This is a genomic window from Algibacter agarivorans (assembly GCF_039543245.1).
GTDB lineage: Bacteria > Bacteroidota > Bacteroidia > Flavobacteriales > Flavobacteriaceae > Algibacter_G > Algibacter_G agarivorans.
Genome location: NZ_BAABJJ010000001.1, coordinates 18,450 through 33,907 on the forward strand (window position 1 = coordinate 18,450; position 15,458 = coordinate 33,907).

Sequence of the window (15,458 nt, forward strand, 5' to 3'; positions counted from 1 at the left end):
TTAGAGTAGCATAATTTTTTAAAGCTGTTTTTTAAAAAAACTTTAAGATAATTTTCTCAACTTTGCAACTAAACCTCTATAAATGCCATCAATATCTATAAAGGGGCAGTTAATGCCTCAATCGCCCATACGAAAATTAGTGCCTTTTGCCGAACAAGCTGTTAAAAACGGTAAATCCATTTACTACTTAAATATTGGGCAACCAGATATAAAAACGCCAAAAATTGCTTTACAAGCAGTTAAAGATAGTAAAATAGACACCCTTGCGTATTCAAGGTCTGAAGGTTCTGAAATTTATAGACAAAAAATTTCCGACTACTATAAAAAACACGATATTGATGTATCTCATGAGGATATTATTGTAACTACGGGAGGTAGTGAAGCCCTTCTTTTTGCATTTGGAAGCGTTATGGATGTGGAAGACGAAGTTATTATTCCTGAACCATTTTATGCTAATTATAATGGATTTTCAATAGCATCTGGGGTAAAAGTAGTTCCAATAATTTCTAAAATAGAAGATAATTTTGCATTACCTCCAATTGAAGAGTTTGAGAAATTAATCACACCAAAAACCAAAGCTATATTAATTTGTAATCCGGGAAACCCAACAGGGTACTTATATTCAAAACAAGAAATACAAAAACTAGCTGCTATTGTAAAAAAACATGACCTGTTTTTATTAGCAGATGAAGTATATAGAGAATTCGTGTATGATGGTAATACTCATTACTCCATAATGCAAGAAGAAGGCTTAGAGGACTACGCAATAATGATTGACTCAGTATCAAAACGTTACAGTATGTGTGGCGCAAGAATTGGTTGTTTAGTTTCAAAAAATAAAGATGTAATTCAAACGGCGCTAAAATTTGCGCAAGCACGTTTAAGCCCACCTACTTTAGCTCAAATAGCAAGTGAGGCTGCCCTAGAAACACCACAAAGTTATTTTGATGCTGTTATTGACGAATATGTAGAACGAAGAAATACGTTAATTACTGAATTACAAAAAATAGAAGGTGTAAAAGTAGCAAAGCCAAAAGGTGCTTTTTATTGTATAGCAGAATTACCCATTAAAAATTCTGATCATTTTGCGCAATGGCTTCTTGAAGATTTTGAATTGAATGGCGAAACCATTATGGTAGCTCCCGCTGGTGGATTTTATTCAACACCTGGCGCTGGTTTAAACCAAATTAGAATTGCTTATGTACTTAAAAAAGAGAGCTTGATAAAAGCCGTAAATATTTTAAAAGAAGCCCTAAAAGTTTATAAAGACTAGTGCAAATTCAACAAAACATATCTTTAAAACCCTTTAATACATTTGGTATTGATGCGAAAGCGAAATATTTTGTTTCAGTAGCTAATATTCATGATTTAAAAGACATTTTATCTTTACAAGATTATCCCAAAAAATTAATATTAGGCGGTGGTAGCAATATGTTACTTACCAAAAATTTTGACGGTTTGGTTATTCATATTAATTTAAAAGGAATTGATATTGTTTCTGAAAATGAAGACTTTGTTTTTGTAAAAGCCAAAGCAGGCGAAAATTGGCACGACTTTGTACTCTGGTGTATTAACAATGATTTTGGCGGTGTAGAAAATTTATCTTTAATCCCTGGAAATGTAGGCACTGCACCTATTCAAAATATTGGTGCTTATGGAATTGAACTAAAAGACACGTTTGAGTCTTGTGAAGCCATGTCATTAAAAACAAACACATTACAAACTTTTACCAAAACCGATTGCGATTTTGGATATAGAAATTCTATTTTCAAACAACACGCAAAAGGGCAATATATTATTACAAATGTCGTTTTTAAACTCACTAAGCACAACCATAAATTGAATATTAATTATGGTACTATTGCTTCACAATTAGAGTTTATGCAGATTACCAATCCTACTATTCAAGACATTTCAAAAGCTGTTATTAACATTAGGGAAAGTAAATTACCTAATCCAAAAGCAATTGGCAATAGTGGTAGTTTTTTTAAAAACCCTGTAATATCTAAAACACTTTTTAACACCTTAGTTGAAAATTTCAAGGACATACCAAGCTACCCTGTTTCAGATAACGAAGTAAAAGTACCTGCGGGTTGGCTTATTGAAAAAGCAGGCTTTAAAGGCAAGCGGTTTGGTGATTACGGCGTACATAAAAATCAGGCTTTAGTACTTGTGAATTACGGAGATGCCAAAGGTTCAGACATCTTAAATCTTTCAAAATTAATCCAAAAAACAATTCAACGTATTTTTGGAATTTCCATTGAAACCGAAGTAAACATCTTATAATCTAAAAAGAAATTTTTAACTTTGACGTTATAGAATAACTTAAAAAAATATACTAAAACCAACTTACCTTGATTTCAGCTATAGAAAAACAAATAGTTTCCTTATTACAGAATGGTGATAAAAAAGCCATTAACTTACTGTATGAAAATTATGCTGATTCATTATATGGTGTCATTCAAAAAGTGATTTCTGATGAAGACACAGCCCAAGATGTGCTTCAAGAAACCTTTGTTAAAATATGGAGATATTCAAAAAAATACGACTCTAGTAAGGCGAAGTTATTTACTTGGTTATACAGAATTGCTTATAATACAGCAATAGATAAGGTTAGGTCTCAAAAAAACAAAAATAGTAAAGAAGTCCAAATGGAAACTTCTACCGTATATAAAGTAAGTTCCAACGAATTAAATCAGGATGTTTTAGATATAAAAAAGCATCTAAGCAGTTTGGACGAAAAATATCAAATCGTTATAAATGCACTCTTTTTTGAGGGAATGACCCAACAAGAGGCTAGTGATGAACTTGATATCCCGTTAGGAACCATAAAATCGAGATTAAAAATTGGATTACGTGAATTGAAAAAAATTTACAATCCTTAATCAAACAAAGTCATGAATGCGAAAATAACAACTTTTTTAAATTCTGGCCTATTAGAAAAATATCTACTAGGTGAAACTACTTCTGTTGAAACTGAAATGGTGGAATCTCATATTTCAAAATACCCAGAAGTGCAGAATGCCTACAACACTTTGCAATTCAATTTAGAAGTGGTTGCAAAAAGCAATGCTGTTGAAGCCCCTAAAGACATCTTAAATAATATTTTAGATGAACTTGATGACACACCCGTTGTTAAATTAAACACATCATATAGATACAAGAAATGGTATAAATTTACTGTAGCCGCCAGTGTTGCAGCCTTAATTTTTGCCGGTACTTCGTATTTATTTTATAATCAAAATCAAAAACTTTCTAATGAAAATCAGATTGTAGTTGATGAACTTTTTGATTTACGTGGTGATATTGAGCAAAACAATAAAATGCTTGATAAAGTAATGAGACAACTTTTAAAGCTTAACAATCCTGAAACTGAAAAGTATATCATTACAGGAAATGACAGAGCAAAAGATTTAAGAACAGTCGCCTACATTAATGCTAAAGAAAAAACATCTATGATTGATGTGGTGTCTTTACCACAGTTACCAGAAGAGCAATGCTACCAAATATGGGCTGAATTGCAAGACAAAATGGTCAATTTAGGTATTTTAAATGAAGCTGACAGAAAACTAATGTCTATACCTTATGCAGAAAATGCATTAGCACTAAAAATTACCATAGAGCCTAAAGGCGGTAATAGTATTGCATCAGTAAATAACGCTGTAGCTCGAATTAATTTACAATAAGACAGACTACTTAAAATAAAAAAGAGCCTCATTTTATAAAATGAGGCTCTTTTTGCTACAAAAACTCTAAACTATTCTTTATCAAACAAAGCTTTATGGATAAAACCAGCAACAATAGCACCCGCAATTGGAGCGACCCAAAATAACCAAAGTTGCCCAGTGAATTCTCCGCCAGCAAATAATGCCTGACTTGTAGAACGTGCCGGATTAACAGATGTATTTGTTATTGGAATACTAATTAGGTGTATTAAAGTTAATCCTAAACCAATTGCTATAGGCGCAAATCCTTTTGGCGCTCTAGAATTGGTGCTTCCCAAAATAATTAACAAGAAAAACATAGTTAATAAAAATTCTGCAATTAAAGCGGCAGTCATGGAATAGCCATCAGGTGATAAATCCCCATATCCATTAGCGGCAAAACCTCCTATAGTAACAAAATCCGATTTGTTAGTTAGAATCAAGTATAATGCTCCTGCTGCTGCAATAGCCCCTACTAATTGAGCAATAATATATCTTATTAAATCTTTAGCCTCAAACTTTCCCCCTGCCCATAAACCTAATGAAACGGCTGGATTAAAATGACCTCCAGAAATATGACCAACAGCATAGGCCATAGTTAATACAGTGAGACCAAAGGCTAAAGCTACACCAGCAAAGCCAATTCCTAAGTCTGGATAACCTGCTGCAAAAACGGCACTACCACAGCCTCCAAAAACAAGCCAAAAAGTTCCAAAAAACTCTGCAAATAATTTTTTCATAATTAAATAATTTTAATTGGTTAGAAATTTAAATGTACAAATAATTAATAATTAGACACTAAAAAGCCAAATAGTCACATCCATTTCAGTATGGTTTCTTATAAATTTTATTATCTAAAAGCATTATCTTTGTAAAAATTATTACAAATTCGAATGAAACTTCTATTAATAACCATCATTTTATTAGGACTAGGAATTGCAGGTATTGCCATAAAAATTTGGGCAAAAAAAGATGGCAAATTTGCCGGTACTTGTGCAAGTCAAAACCCAATGCTTAATACAGAAGGTGAGTCTTGTGGCTATTGTGGCAAAACACCAGACCAATTTAGCGATTGTAACGAACCTCAACATTCATAATACTTTATGGTGTTTCTTGATTTTGTCTTCTACGCATTTATTGTTGTAGTTTGTATTCAAGTTGTTTTTTATCTTCTTTTCTTCGGAAGATTTGCTTTTCTTAAACCCAAAAAAGTAGCTTCAAAAAATATTGCAATTTCTGTTATCGTTTGTGCTAAAAATGAATCTGATAACCTAAAAACTTTTGTGCCTTCAATTATTGCACAGGACTATCCAGATTTTGAAATCGTTTTAATTAATGATGCTTCGCACGATGACACTTTAGAAGTCATGCATCATTATGAAAAACAGCACCAGAACATTAAAGTCGTTGACGTAAAAGGTATTGAGGCTTTTTGGGGAAATAAAAAATATGCTCTGACTTTAGGGATAAAAGCTTCAAAAAACGACTTTCTTTTATTTACAGACGCCGATTGCAAACCTGTTTCAAAATATTGGATAAAAGAAATGAGTGCCCATTTTACCAATAAAAAGTCAATTATTTTAGGTTATGGCGGATATTCAAAAATTAAAAGATCATTTTTAAATAAGCTCATTCGTTTTGAAACCTTAATAACTGCTGTTCACTATTTTTCATTTGCAAAATTAGGCATGCCTTATATGGGCGTTGGGCGTAATTTAGCATACACAAAAAAAGAGTTCTTTAATGCCAATGGCTATATAAACCATATGAAGGTGCGCTCTGGTGATGACGATTTATTTGTAAACCAAGTAGCAACGCATCAAAATACCGCCATATGCCTTTCAAGACAAAGTTTTACAGAATCTGAACCAAAAACAACTATTAAGGATTGGTTAAAACAAAAAAGGCGTCATGTTTCAACTGCAAAGCATTACAAATTAAAACATAAATATCTGTTAACACTACTATTCCTCTCTAACCTACTCTTTTGGTCTTTAGCAATAGCTCTTTTTATATCGACTTACAGCTGGCAAATAATATTAAGTTTGTTTTTGCTTAGAATTATTTTACAATATGTCATTTTAGGAATGTCATCAAAAAAACTTAATGAATCAGACTTGTTAATTTATCTTCCTTTTTTAGAAATCTTTCTAATTATTGCACAATTAACTATCTTTATAAATAATCTCATTTCAAAACCTAAGCATTGGACATAGAGGAAGCTATTAAGCGAGCAAAAAACAATGACCAGAAAGCATTTAACTATTTATTAGATGTTTTTTGGGATGCTGTTTATGGGTTTCAGTTAAAGCGTACTCAAAATGAAAATGATGCCGAAGATATTACCATTCAAACCTTCTCCAAAGCATTTGATAGAATTGAAACTTTTGATGAAAAGTACACGTTCAAAACTTGGCTAATTACCATTTCCAAAAACATTCATATTGATTTATTGAGAAAAGAAAAAACCTCCATTTCTCAAGTTACATCAAAAGATAATCACGAAATTTTACAAGTTTTAGATGAATCGCCTTCACCTGAAGACAAGCTAATTACCGAGCAACATTTAGCAAAACTACTTCGTGACATTAAAAAACTAAAACCTCATTATCAGGAAGTTATCAACTTACGTTATTTTCAAGAATTAAGCTATAAAGAAATCTCAAAAGAGCTTAAAGAGCCTATGAATAATGTAAAAGTCAAACTTTTACGTGCTAAAAAACTATTGGCTGAAATTATTCAAAAGAACTAAATGATTTCTAAACTCAAAAACCTAGGACCAGGATTATTATTTGCTGGAGCTGCTATTGGGGTATCCCATTTGGTACAATCTACACGTGCTGGTGCAGATTTCGGTTTAGGCTTGCTTTGGGCATTGCTTTTGGTAAATCTCTTTAAATATCCGTTTTTTCAATTCGGCCCAAGATATGCTACAGCCACAGGAGAAAGCTTACTTGATGGATACAAAAAGCTAGGGAAAGGAGTTTTAGCTACATACTTTATATTAAGCTTAGCAACCATGTTTACCATACAAACCGCTGTAACCATAGTTACGGCCGGTTTAGCATCTTCTTTATTTGGGGATTTTATTAGTATAAAGGCCTGGACAGTAATTATTCTGGCTATATGTTTAAGTCTATTAATTCTCGGGAAATACAAGCTATTAGACAGGTTAATAAAAATAATCATCATTACACTAACTATTAGTACTTTAGCAGCAGTAAGCATGGCTTTATTTAATAATACTAGCGCACTTTCCTTTAAACAGATATTACCAGAAAATAGTTTAGAAATAGCCTTTTTAATTGCTTTTATGGGCTGGATGCCTGCCCCTTTAGACATTGCTGTTTGGCAATCTTTATGGTCTATTGAAAAAAATAAAGACACAAAATCATACACTACTAAATCAGCATTGTTTGATTTTAACATAGGCTATCTAGGCACCATTATTTTAGGGACTGGATTCGTACTTCTAGGAACTTTAGTTATGTTTAATAGCGGGGAAACGTTTAGTAACAAAGCCGGTGTGTTTTCCGGACAATTGATTAAAATGTACACGTCCAGTCTTGGAGATTGGGCTTATATTATAATAGGTGTTGCTGCCTTTACCACCATGTTTAGTACAACGCTAACCACTTTAGATGCTTCACCTAGAGCTATGGCAAAAACCACACAGTTACTTTTTAAAAGGACACCTAAACTAAATTATATATTTTGGATAGCATTACTTTCAATAGGCACTATTGCTATCTTTTGGTTTTTAGCATCAGAAATGGGATTACTAATTAAAATAGCCACCATTTTATCGTTTATTACCGCTCCTTTTTATGCCATTATAAATTATAAATTAATTTGCAGCAAGCACACACCAAAAGAATGGCATCCCTCTAAATCACTACATATTCTTAGCATATTGGGCATTGTATTTTTAATAGGATTTAGTATTTGGTTCCTTACTACACTTTAAGATAATTTAAAAGAATACTTTGTATCTTTGCAATCTATATTTTAGAGATATGAGCACTGAAACAGCTTCAAATATATTACCAGAACGCCAAGCAAAACCAAAATGGCTGCGTGTTAAACTTCCAACGGGAAAAAAATACACCGAACTAAGAGGTTTAGTTGATAAATACAAACTGAACACCATTTGCACTTCAGGAAGCTGCCCTAATATGGGAGAGTGCTGGGGCGAAGGCACTGCTACATTTATGATTTTAGGCAATGTTTGCACACGGTCATGTGGCTTTTGTGGTGTAAAAACAGGTCGACCAGAAACGGTAGATTGGGATGAACCAGAAAAAGTAGCCCGCTCAATAAAAATCATGCAAATCAAACATGCCGTTTTAACCAGTGTTGATAGAGATGACTTGAAAGATATGGGAAGTATCATGTGGTCTGAAACAGTTAAAGCTGTTAGAAGAATGAACCCAGAAACGACACTTGAAACTCTTATTCCAGATTTTCAAGGTATTGAAAAACATATAGACAGAATTATTGATGTGGCTCCAGAAGTGGTATCTCACAATATTGAAACCGTTCGTCGTTTAACTCGTGAGGTTAGAATTCAAGCTCAGTATGATAGAAGTATGGGCGTTTTAAAATACTTAAAAGAACAAGGTCAAAGACGAACAAAATCAGGAATTATGCTTGGTTTAGGCGAAACTAGAGAAGAGGTTATAGAAACACTTCATGATTTAAAAGCAAATGATGTAGATGTAGTTACTATAGGGCAATATCTTCAACCAAGTAAAAAGCACCTGCCCGTTAAGCAATTTATTACTCCAGATCAGTTTAAAGAATACGAAAACATAGGTTTAGAATTAGGGTTCCGTCATGTGGAAAGTAGTGCATTAGTAAGATCATCTTACAAAGCACAAAAACATATTAATTAATCATGATTCATGTTGCTATCAACGGTTTTGGTAGAATAGGAAGACGTGTTTTTAGGCTACTACAAGATTATAAAAACATACAAGTTGTTGCAATCAACGATTTGGCCGATACTAAAACCCTAAGTCATTTATTAAAATATGACAGTGTTCATGGTGTATTTAATGGACAAATTTCAAATGATGATCAGCATATCATAATAAATAACAGAAAAGTCCCCTTACTAAACAAAAAACATCCTAAAAATATTAATTGGAAACCTTTTAATGTTGACTTTGTTATTGAAGCCACTGGAAAATTTAAAACCACTTCAGATTTAGAGTATCACATTAAAAACGGTGCAGAACAAGTTATTTTAAGTGTTCCACCTATTGAAGATGATATTAAAACTATTGTATTTGGTGTAAATGATAATAGTATTGATGGTACAGAAACCATAATTTCTAACGCATCATGTACTACAAACAATGCAGCACCAATGATTGATATCATCAATAAACTTTGCGGTATTGATCAGGCCTATATAACTACGGTGCACTCTTATACTACCGACCAAAGTTTACATGACCAACCGCATCGAGATTTACGTAGATCTAGAGCTGCAAGTCAATCTATAGTACCAACAACAACTGGTGCCGCTAAGGCGCTTACTAAAATTTTTCCAGAGCTCTCTGATGTTATAGGTGGCTGTGGCATTAGAGTTCCTGTTATAAATGGGTCTTTAACCGATATTACATTCAATGTAAAACAGACAGTTTCTATAGAAGATATTAATAATGCGTTTAAAGACGCTTCAAGAACAAATTATAAAGGCATTTTAGAATATACCGAAGACCCCATAGTTTCAATTGACATTGTGGGAAACCCACATTCTTGTATTTTCGATTCGCAAATGACATCTGTAATAGGAAACATGGTAAAAATAATAGGCTGGTATGATAATGAAACTGGATATTCCAAAAGGCTAATTGACTTATTATGTTATTTATCGGAAAAAAAGTGTCTTTTATCGATAAAATAATTATATTTGTCAACAATATTGATTATAATGTCCCAGACTAAATACTACATATATATTATAGTAATGCTATTTTGCCTCAGTGCTTCATCGCAAAAATCAATCGATGATGACCCTGAAATATTACAAAATAACATTAACTATCGTCTTGCACAATCGCAAATCGAACTAGAAAACTACAACTATTATAAAGCGCAAATAAATCTTGATGAGGCTTTAGAATTAGCCGAAAAATCGGATAACAAAAAAAGTATAGGTCTCATTTATGCTAGAAAAGGAAAATTACAGCATATCATTTCAGAACAAGATAAAGCTATAAAGTCTTTAAATAAAGCGATTGAAATTCAGCGCATTATAAACGACAACGAAAATTTAGGAAAATCTTATAAAACTTTTGGCGATGTTTATGTGGCCAAGAAAGATTACTACTCGGCCTTAGATTCTTATACTGCGGCTAAATCAAAATTTGAAGAAGAAGATTCCAATGAAGACTTAGCAGAAACGCTATTATGTGAAGGAAAAACTTATGAGTATTTAAAAAATTACAGAAAATCGAGAGATATTATTGAACAATCTTTAGCGATTGCAAAAAAAGGCGATTATCTTAAAACGCAAAGTGAAGCACTAATCAATCAAGCTGTTGTATATAACAAATTAAGCAATAATGAAAAAGCCTTAGCCCTAGCTAATGAAGGTTTACAAATAGCAACCAGCAACAAGTTTACAAGTATCCTTAATGAAAGTTATTTAGTTATTAGTGGATTGTATAAAGATGCTGGAAACTATAAACTATCAAGAGACTATCTAGATTTACACCTTAAACTTTCAGACTCTATTAGAAGTTTAACTCGAATAAATTCATCTAGAGATCAAGAAACACAATACTTATTGAGCGAAGAGATAGAGAAAAACAAAGAAGTTGTTCAAGAGTTAGAAAAAGCAAAAGATGATAAAAACCTTAACACTTTAATATCTATTTTAAGTGTGGCGCTAATTACTATTTTATCACTTTTAACCTTATCGCTTTACAAAAACAATAATATTAGATTAAAAACAAATAACATGCTCCATAAAAAAAATGGAGAACTTATTATTGCTAAAGAAAAAGCAGAATTAGCCTCTAAAACCAAAGCTAATTTCCTGTCTACGGTTACCCATGAGTTACGAACGCCCTTGTATGCAGTTACTGGTTTAAGTAATATGCTATTGGATGAAAACCCAAAACCGGAGCAAATTCAACACTTAAAATCATTAAAATTTTCTGGAGATTATCTTTTAACTTTCATTAATGATATTCTTCAAATAAATAAAATTGAAGCCAATAAAGTTGATATAGAACCCGAATCTTTCAGCTTAAAAAAGAAAATAAACAATATTGTCTTAGCTTTAAATAATTCTGCAAATGATAATAATATTAAGATTCATTTTGAATACGATAAAGATTTACCTGAACACTTTATAGCAGATCAATTAAAAATCTCTCAAATTTTGATTAATTTAATTGGTAATTCTATTAAGTTTACGAAAGATGGTGATATTTGGATCCGTGTTTACAAAATTGAAGAAAAAGACAAAATATATACACTTCGTTTTGAAGTAGAAGACAACGGTATTGGAATTAGCCAAGAGAAACAAGACAATATGTTTGAAAGTTTTTCTCAAGGGTCCATTCAAATTAATCGCAAATACGGTGGTACTGGTTTAGGATTATCCATTGTTAAAGGGTTAATGGATATTCTAAAAGGAAAAATTTACGTTAAAAGTGAATTAGGAAAAGGCACCACATTTTATTTTGAAATCCCCCTAGAACATACTACAATTGAGGAAGCAAAAGAAAATAAAGTTACTTATTTTGATGGAAACGCTAGTGATTTAGACTTATCAAGTGTTAAAATTTTAGTGGTTGAAGATAATAAAATCAACCAAATGATTACCAAAAAGATTTTAACTAAAATGGAACTTCATTGTGATATTATTGATAATGGTGAAGATGCCGTAGAAATGATAAAAGCGAATGACTATAACATTATTTTAATGGATATTCATATGCCAGGAATTAGCGGAATGGAAGCTACTAAACGGGTTAGATCATTCGATAAAGAACTGACTATTTTCGCACTTACCGCAGTAACTATTGAAGACAAAATGCATGAGTTTGAAGAAGCTGGTTTTACGGATATTATACCAAAACCATTCAAACAAGAAGAGTTTGAGAAAAAGCTTTACAATGCTTTAGCTAGTAAAAGCAATACCTCAACTAGCGCTTAACAAAATCTTTAATAAGTTTATTGATTTTTGGTTCGTCGTCAATCTTAACGGTTATAGGCAAATAGAACAATTTATCCTTTAATGAATCATACTGTTTTAATCGCATAAAATCCTTTTCAGTAGTCACAATAAGTTGTTTTTTATTTAACTCATCAATATCTTGTTCTGAAAACTCATGATGATCCTTAAAATTCAAATGTTCAAAATTCAAATGTTTAGCTTCTAAAAAACCAACTAAAAGTTTTGGGTTTGCAATACCTGTAACTAAAGTAAAAGATTCAAATTCCTCAATCATTTTAGTTTTTTCAACAGAAAACAAACAATCAGAGTACACTATAGAACTAAAAAAGACATGCTGATTTTCATTAGGATTAATATGTTTTATGATGTCATTTTTTTCGTTTTCACTTAAAACTTTCGGGCATTTGGTTACAACTATAACGTCCGCTCGTTTCACACCAATTCTAGGTTCTCTTAAATTTCCTGTTGGTAAAACAATATCTTTAAAATACGGATTAGCGTACGTAGTTAATAGAACATTAAACCCTGCTTTTACTTTTCTGTGTTGATACGCATCATCCAATAGAATAACGTCTGGATTGTTTTGCTGTAAATTTTGAATACCGTTTCTCCTATCCGAATCCACAGCCACAAGAATATCATTTTTAAATTTAGAAAAAAACTGAAAAGGTTCATCTCCAATAGATGCTGCATTAGCATTTTTATCGGCCAACTGAAACCCTTTTGTTTTTCTTTTATATCCCCTACTTAGCGTCGCCACTTTATATTCATCTTTTAAAAGATGGATTAAATATTCAATCATAGGTGTTTTTCCGGTGCCACCAACACTTAAATTACCAACACAAATTACAGGGAAATCGTAACTAACAGATTTTTTAATACCTAAATCATATAATTTGTTGCGTAACCAAGTCACCAAATAATAAATTGGAACTATAGGGAACAATATTTTTCTAAAAAGCTTCACAGCAACGAAAGTAATTATTTTATCTTTGAACTCATCTTGACTTTTTATTTTTAACCGAAAATGAGTTGAAATTTGTTCAGATGAAACTATTTTTGAAAGGCATAGCATTGCTAAGCATAAGAAAATAGATGAAATATGGACGAATTTCAGACATTTTTTAGGAAATAGAAAAAGTCAAGATGAGTTCATTATATTTAAACACAAATAATATGATTGTACAAGACGTCATAAACCATTTAGAAGCACTTGCTCCTTTAGCTTACGCTGAAGACTTTGATAATGTTGGGCTTTTAGTCGGCAATAAAAACACAAAAATAACGGGTGTTTTAGTCACTTTAGACACACTTGAAGCCGTTGTAGATGAAGCCATAACAGAAAAATGCAATCTTATTATAAGCTTCCACCCTATTATTTTTAAAGGTTTAAAGAAACTTACTGGCAAAAATTATGTGGAGCGGGTTGTCATGAAAGCCATTAAAAATGATATAGCCATTTATAGCATGCATACCGCTTTAGACAATGCACTACAAGGTGTAAATGATATGATTTGTAACCAGTTGAAGCTAAAAAATAAACGTATTTTAATACCGCAAAGCGAAACCATAAAAAAATTAACCACCTATGTCCCTAAAGATGAAGCAGAGCAACTAAGAACTGCTTTATTTGAAACTGGAGCCGGTAGTATTGGAAATTATAATGACTGTAGCTTTAATGTAGAAGGTTATGGGACATTTAACGGCAATGACGCCTCCAATCCAACTATAGGCAAAAAAGGCAGGATTCATACTGAAGAAGAAACAAAAATTACGATAACCTATGGTAAACATTTAGAGCAACAACTACTTCAAGCGCTTTTTAAAAATCATTCTTATGAAGAAGTGGCTTATGAAATAACAACTTTAGAGAACAAAAACCAGAATATTGGCATGGGTATGGTTGGCGAATTAGAAGAACCTATGGATGAATCTAGCTTCTTAGCTTATATAAAAACCACTATGAACACGAAATGCATCAGGCATTCATCATTTTTAAACAAAAAAATTAAAAAAATTGCTGTTCTGGGAGGCTCTGGTAGTTTTGCAATACAAGCCGCTAAACTATCTGGTGCTGATGCTTTTATAACTGCCGATTTAAAATATCATGACTTTTTTACTGCCGAAAACAGCATCCTTTTAGCCGATATTGGACATTATGAAAGTGAACAGTTCACAAAAAATGGTTTAGTAGCACATCTTACAAAAAAAATTACTAATTTTGCAATCATTTTATCACAGATAAACACCAATCCTGTTAAGTATTTTTAAAGTATGGCTAAAAAGAAAGAAGTAACTGTTGAAGAGCGCTTAAGAGCTTTATACGATTTACAACTCATCGATTCTCGTATAGATGAAATAAGAAATGTTCGTGGAGAACTTCCTTTAGAAGTTCGTGACTTAGAAGATGAAGTTGCTGGATTAAACATGAGATTAGAAAAATTGGTTTCTAATTTAGAAGTTATTGATAACGATATTACTAGCAAAAAGAATTTGATTGAAGAGTCAAAAGCTTTAATGAAAAAATATGCTGAACAACAAAAAAACGTTAGAAATAACAGGGAATTCAATTCACTTACTAAAGAAGTTGAATTTCAAGAATTAGAAATTGAATTGGCTGATAAGCACATTAAAGAATTCAAGGTTCAAATTGAGCAGAAAAAAGAAGTGATTGCAGAAACTAAAGAACGTTTAAAAGAGCGTGAAAATCACTTAAAGCACAAGAAAAGTGAGTTAGATGCAATTTTAGCTGAAACTGAAAAAGAAGAGCAAGCTTTAATTGGTAAATCTGAAGATTACAAAAAACAGATTGAAGCGCGTTTGGTTGCTGCTTATACCAGAATTAGAACCAACGTTAAAAATGGCTTAGCGGTTGTACCAATTGAAAGAGGCGCTGCTGGCGGGTCTTTCTTTACAATTCCACCACAAGTACAAGTAGAGATTGCTTCTCGTAAAAAAGTAATTACCGATGAGCACAGTGGACGTATTTTGGTCGACGCTGAGTTAGCCGAAGAACAAAAAGCAAAAATGGAAAAAATGTTTTCTAAACTATAATCCATTTCCAAATAGATATTTAAAACCTTCAGGAAACTGAAGGTTTTTTTTATGCTCAATAATTTGGGCGTTACCCGAAAGGGTCGGGCTTTCCGTTATATCTTTTTAAAACGTCATTGCGAGGAGTAAGCGACGTGGCAATCTGCCAATTTATAGTTCTATACTAAATTTATCGATTATAAGTTTTAAAAAGGATGCCACTGCAATCCCTAACGCGGGACAGTTTGCAGTAGTCGGTTTGCAGTTAGCAGGTAGTTAGTGTACTTGAAAATTAAGTTCTTTATAATCAACTAAAAAATAAATTATTTTCTACTTGGTATAATAATGATTAAATAGCTTTGCTGGACCCACCCCTTAATCCCCTCCAAGGAGGGGAAACTGTTGCGTATGAGTTTCCCCTCCTTGGAGGGGATTAAGGGGTGGGTATTTTTTTAAAAAGCTTAGCAAACCAAAACCTCAACAAAAAATCAACCCCCATATCAATTCAAAGAATTGAACGC

The 15,458-nt window shown here is 32.3% G+C and carries 15 protein-coding genes; 13 read left to right on the top strand and 2 right to left on the bottom strand.

Going from position 1 to position 15,458, the window contains the following annotated elements; genetic code table 11:
* The first annotated feature begins 82 nt into the window (after window positions 1–82).
* The 4 genes from ABD935_RS00115 to ABD935_RS00130 all read left to right on the top strand — a co-directional run bounded on the left by ABD935_RS00115 (window position 83) and on the right by ABD935_RS00130 (window position 3,686).
* Window positions 83–1,273, top strand: a complete 1,191-nt coding sequence (locus tag ABD935_RS00115) for a pyridoxal phosphate-dependent aminotransferase (RefSeq protein ID WP_345189395.1) — start codon at window positions 83–85, stop codon at window positions 1,271–1,273.
* Window positions 1,273–2,286: a UDP-N-acetylmuramate dehydrogenase gene (gene murB, locus ABD935_RS00120; protein ID WP_345189396.1), complete on the top strand. Its 1,014-nt coding sequence runs from the start codon at window positions 1,273–1,275 to the stop codon at window positions 2,284–2,286. Before ABD935_RS00115 ends, murB begins: the two co-directional genes overlap by 1 nt.
* A gap of 68 nt (window positions 2,287–2,354) precedes the next feature.
* The gene (locus ABD935_RS00125; RefSeq protein ID WP_345189397.1) at window positions 2,355–2,885 is read left to right on the top strand and encodes an RNA polymerase sigma factor; all 531 of its coding nucleotides are present in this window, start codon (window positions 2,355–2,357) and stop codon (window positions 2,883–2,885) included.
* 12 nt (window positions 2,886–2,897) lie between these two features.
* Window positions 2,898–3,686, top strand: a complete 789-nt coding sequence (locus ABD935_RS00130) for an anti-sigma factor domain-containing protein (RefSeq protein WP_345189398.1) — start codon at window positions 2,898–2,900, stop codon at window positions 3,684–3,686.
* A gap of 71 nt (window positions 3,687–3,757) precedes the next feature.
* Here the strand turns inward: ABD935_RS00130 and aqpZ are convergent, their stop codons facing one another.
* On the bottom strand, window positions 3,758–4,444 hold the full coding sequence (gene aqpZ / locus ABD935_RS00135; RefSeq protein WP_345189399.1) for an aquaporin Z: 687 nt from the start codon (window positions 4,442–4,444) through the stop codon (window positions 3,758–3,760).
* Between the two features lie 153 nt (window positions 4,445–4,597).
* Between aqpZ and ABD935_RS00140 the strand changes: the two genes are divergently transcribed.
* The 7 genes from ABD935_RS00140 to ABD935_RS00170 all read left to right on the top strand — a co-directional run bounded on the left by ABD935_RS00140 (window position 4,598) and on the right by ABD935_RS00170 (window position 11,883).
* Window positions 4,598–4,801 (top strand): membrane or secreted protein, encoded by a 204-nt coding sequence (locus tag ABD935_RS00140; protein WP_345189400.1) that lies wholly within the window; start codon window positions 4,598–4,600, stop codon window positions 4,799–4,801.
* Between the two features lie 6 nt (window positions 4,802–4,807).
* The gene (locus ABD935_RS00145) at window positions 4,808–5,920 is read left to right on the top strand and encodes a glycosyltransferase (RefSeq protein WP_345189401.1); all 1,113 of its coding nucleotides are present in this window, start codon (window positions 4,808–4,810) and stop codon (window positions 5,918–5,920) included.
* The gene (locus tag ABD935_RS00150; RefSeq protein ID WP_345189404.1) at window positions 5,911–6,456 is read left to right on the top strand and encodes an RNA polymerase sigma factor; all 546 of its coding nucleotides are present in this window, start codon (window positions 5,911–5,913) and stop codon (window positions 6,454–6,456) included. Before ABD935_RS00145 ends, ABD935_RS00150 begins: the two co-directional genes overlap by 10 nt.
* Entirely contained in the window at window positions 6,457–7,671 is a 1,215-nt protein-coding gene (locus ABD935_RS00155) for an Nramp family divalent metal transporter (protein ID WP_345189406.1), read from the top strand. It abuts the gene before it with no gap.
* A gap of 49 nt (window positions 7,672–7,720) precedes the next feature.
* Window positions 7,721–8,599 (top strand): lipoyl synthase, encoded by an 879-nt coding sequence (gene lipA, locus ABD935_RS00160; protein ID WP_345189407.1) that lies wholly within the window; start codon window positions 7,721–7,723, stop codon window positions 8,597–8,599.
* A 2-nt stretch (window positions 8,600–8,601) separates the two neighbouring features.
* Window positions 8,602–9,618, top strand: coding sequence for a type I glyceraldehyde-3-phosphate dehydrogenase (gene gap / locus ABD935_RS00165; protein ID WP_345189408.1), 1,017 nt, complete (start codon window positions 8,602–8,604; stop codon window positions 9,616–9,618).
* A gap of 63 nt (window positions 9,619–9,681) precedes the next feature.
* Window positions 9,682–11,883, top strand: coding sequence for an ATP-binding protein (locus ABD935_RS00170; RefSeq protein WP_345189410.1), 2,202 nt, complete (start codon window positions 9,682–9,684; stop codon window positions 11,881–11,883).
* Here ABD935_RS00170 and lpxK read toward each other — a convergent pair.
* Complete coding sequence (lpxK, locus tag ABD935_RS00175; RefSeq protein ID WP_345189411.1) at window positions 11,873–12,871, bottom strand: tetraacyldisaccharide 4'-kinase; 999 nt, start codon at window positions 12,869–12,871, stop codon at window positions 11,873–11,875. The two genes, ABD935_RS00170 and lpxK, sit on opposite strands and share 11 nt — an antisense overlap.
* A gap of 209 nt (window positions 12,872–13,080) precedes the next feature.
* Between lpxK and ABD935_RS00180 the strand changes: the two genes are divergently transcribed.
* Window positions 13,081–14,175, top strand: a complete 1,095-nt coding sequence (locus ABD935_RS00180; protein WP_345189585.1) for a Nif3-like dinuclear metal center hexameric protein — start codon at window positions 13,081–13,083, stop codon at window positions 14,173–14,175.
* 3 nt (window positions 14,176–14,178) lie between these two features.
* Window positions 14,179–14,958 carry a zinc ribbon domain-containing protein gene (locus ABD935_RS00185; RefSeq protein ID WP_345189412.1) on the top strand — a complete coding sequence of 260 codons (780 nt, stop codon included), beginning with the start codon at window positions 14,179–14,181 and terminating at the stop codon, window positions 14,956–14,958.
* Window positions 14,959–15,458: the final 500 nt, after the last annotated feature.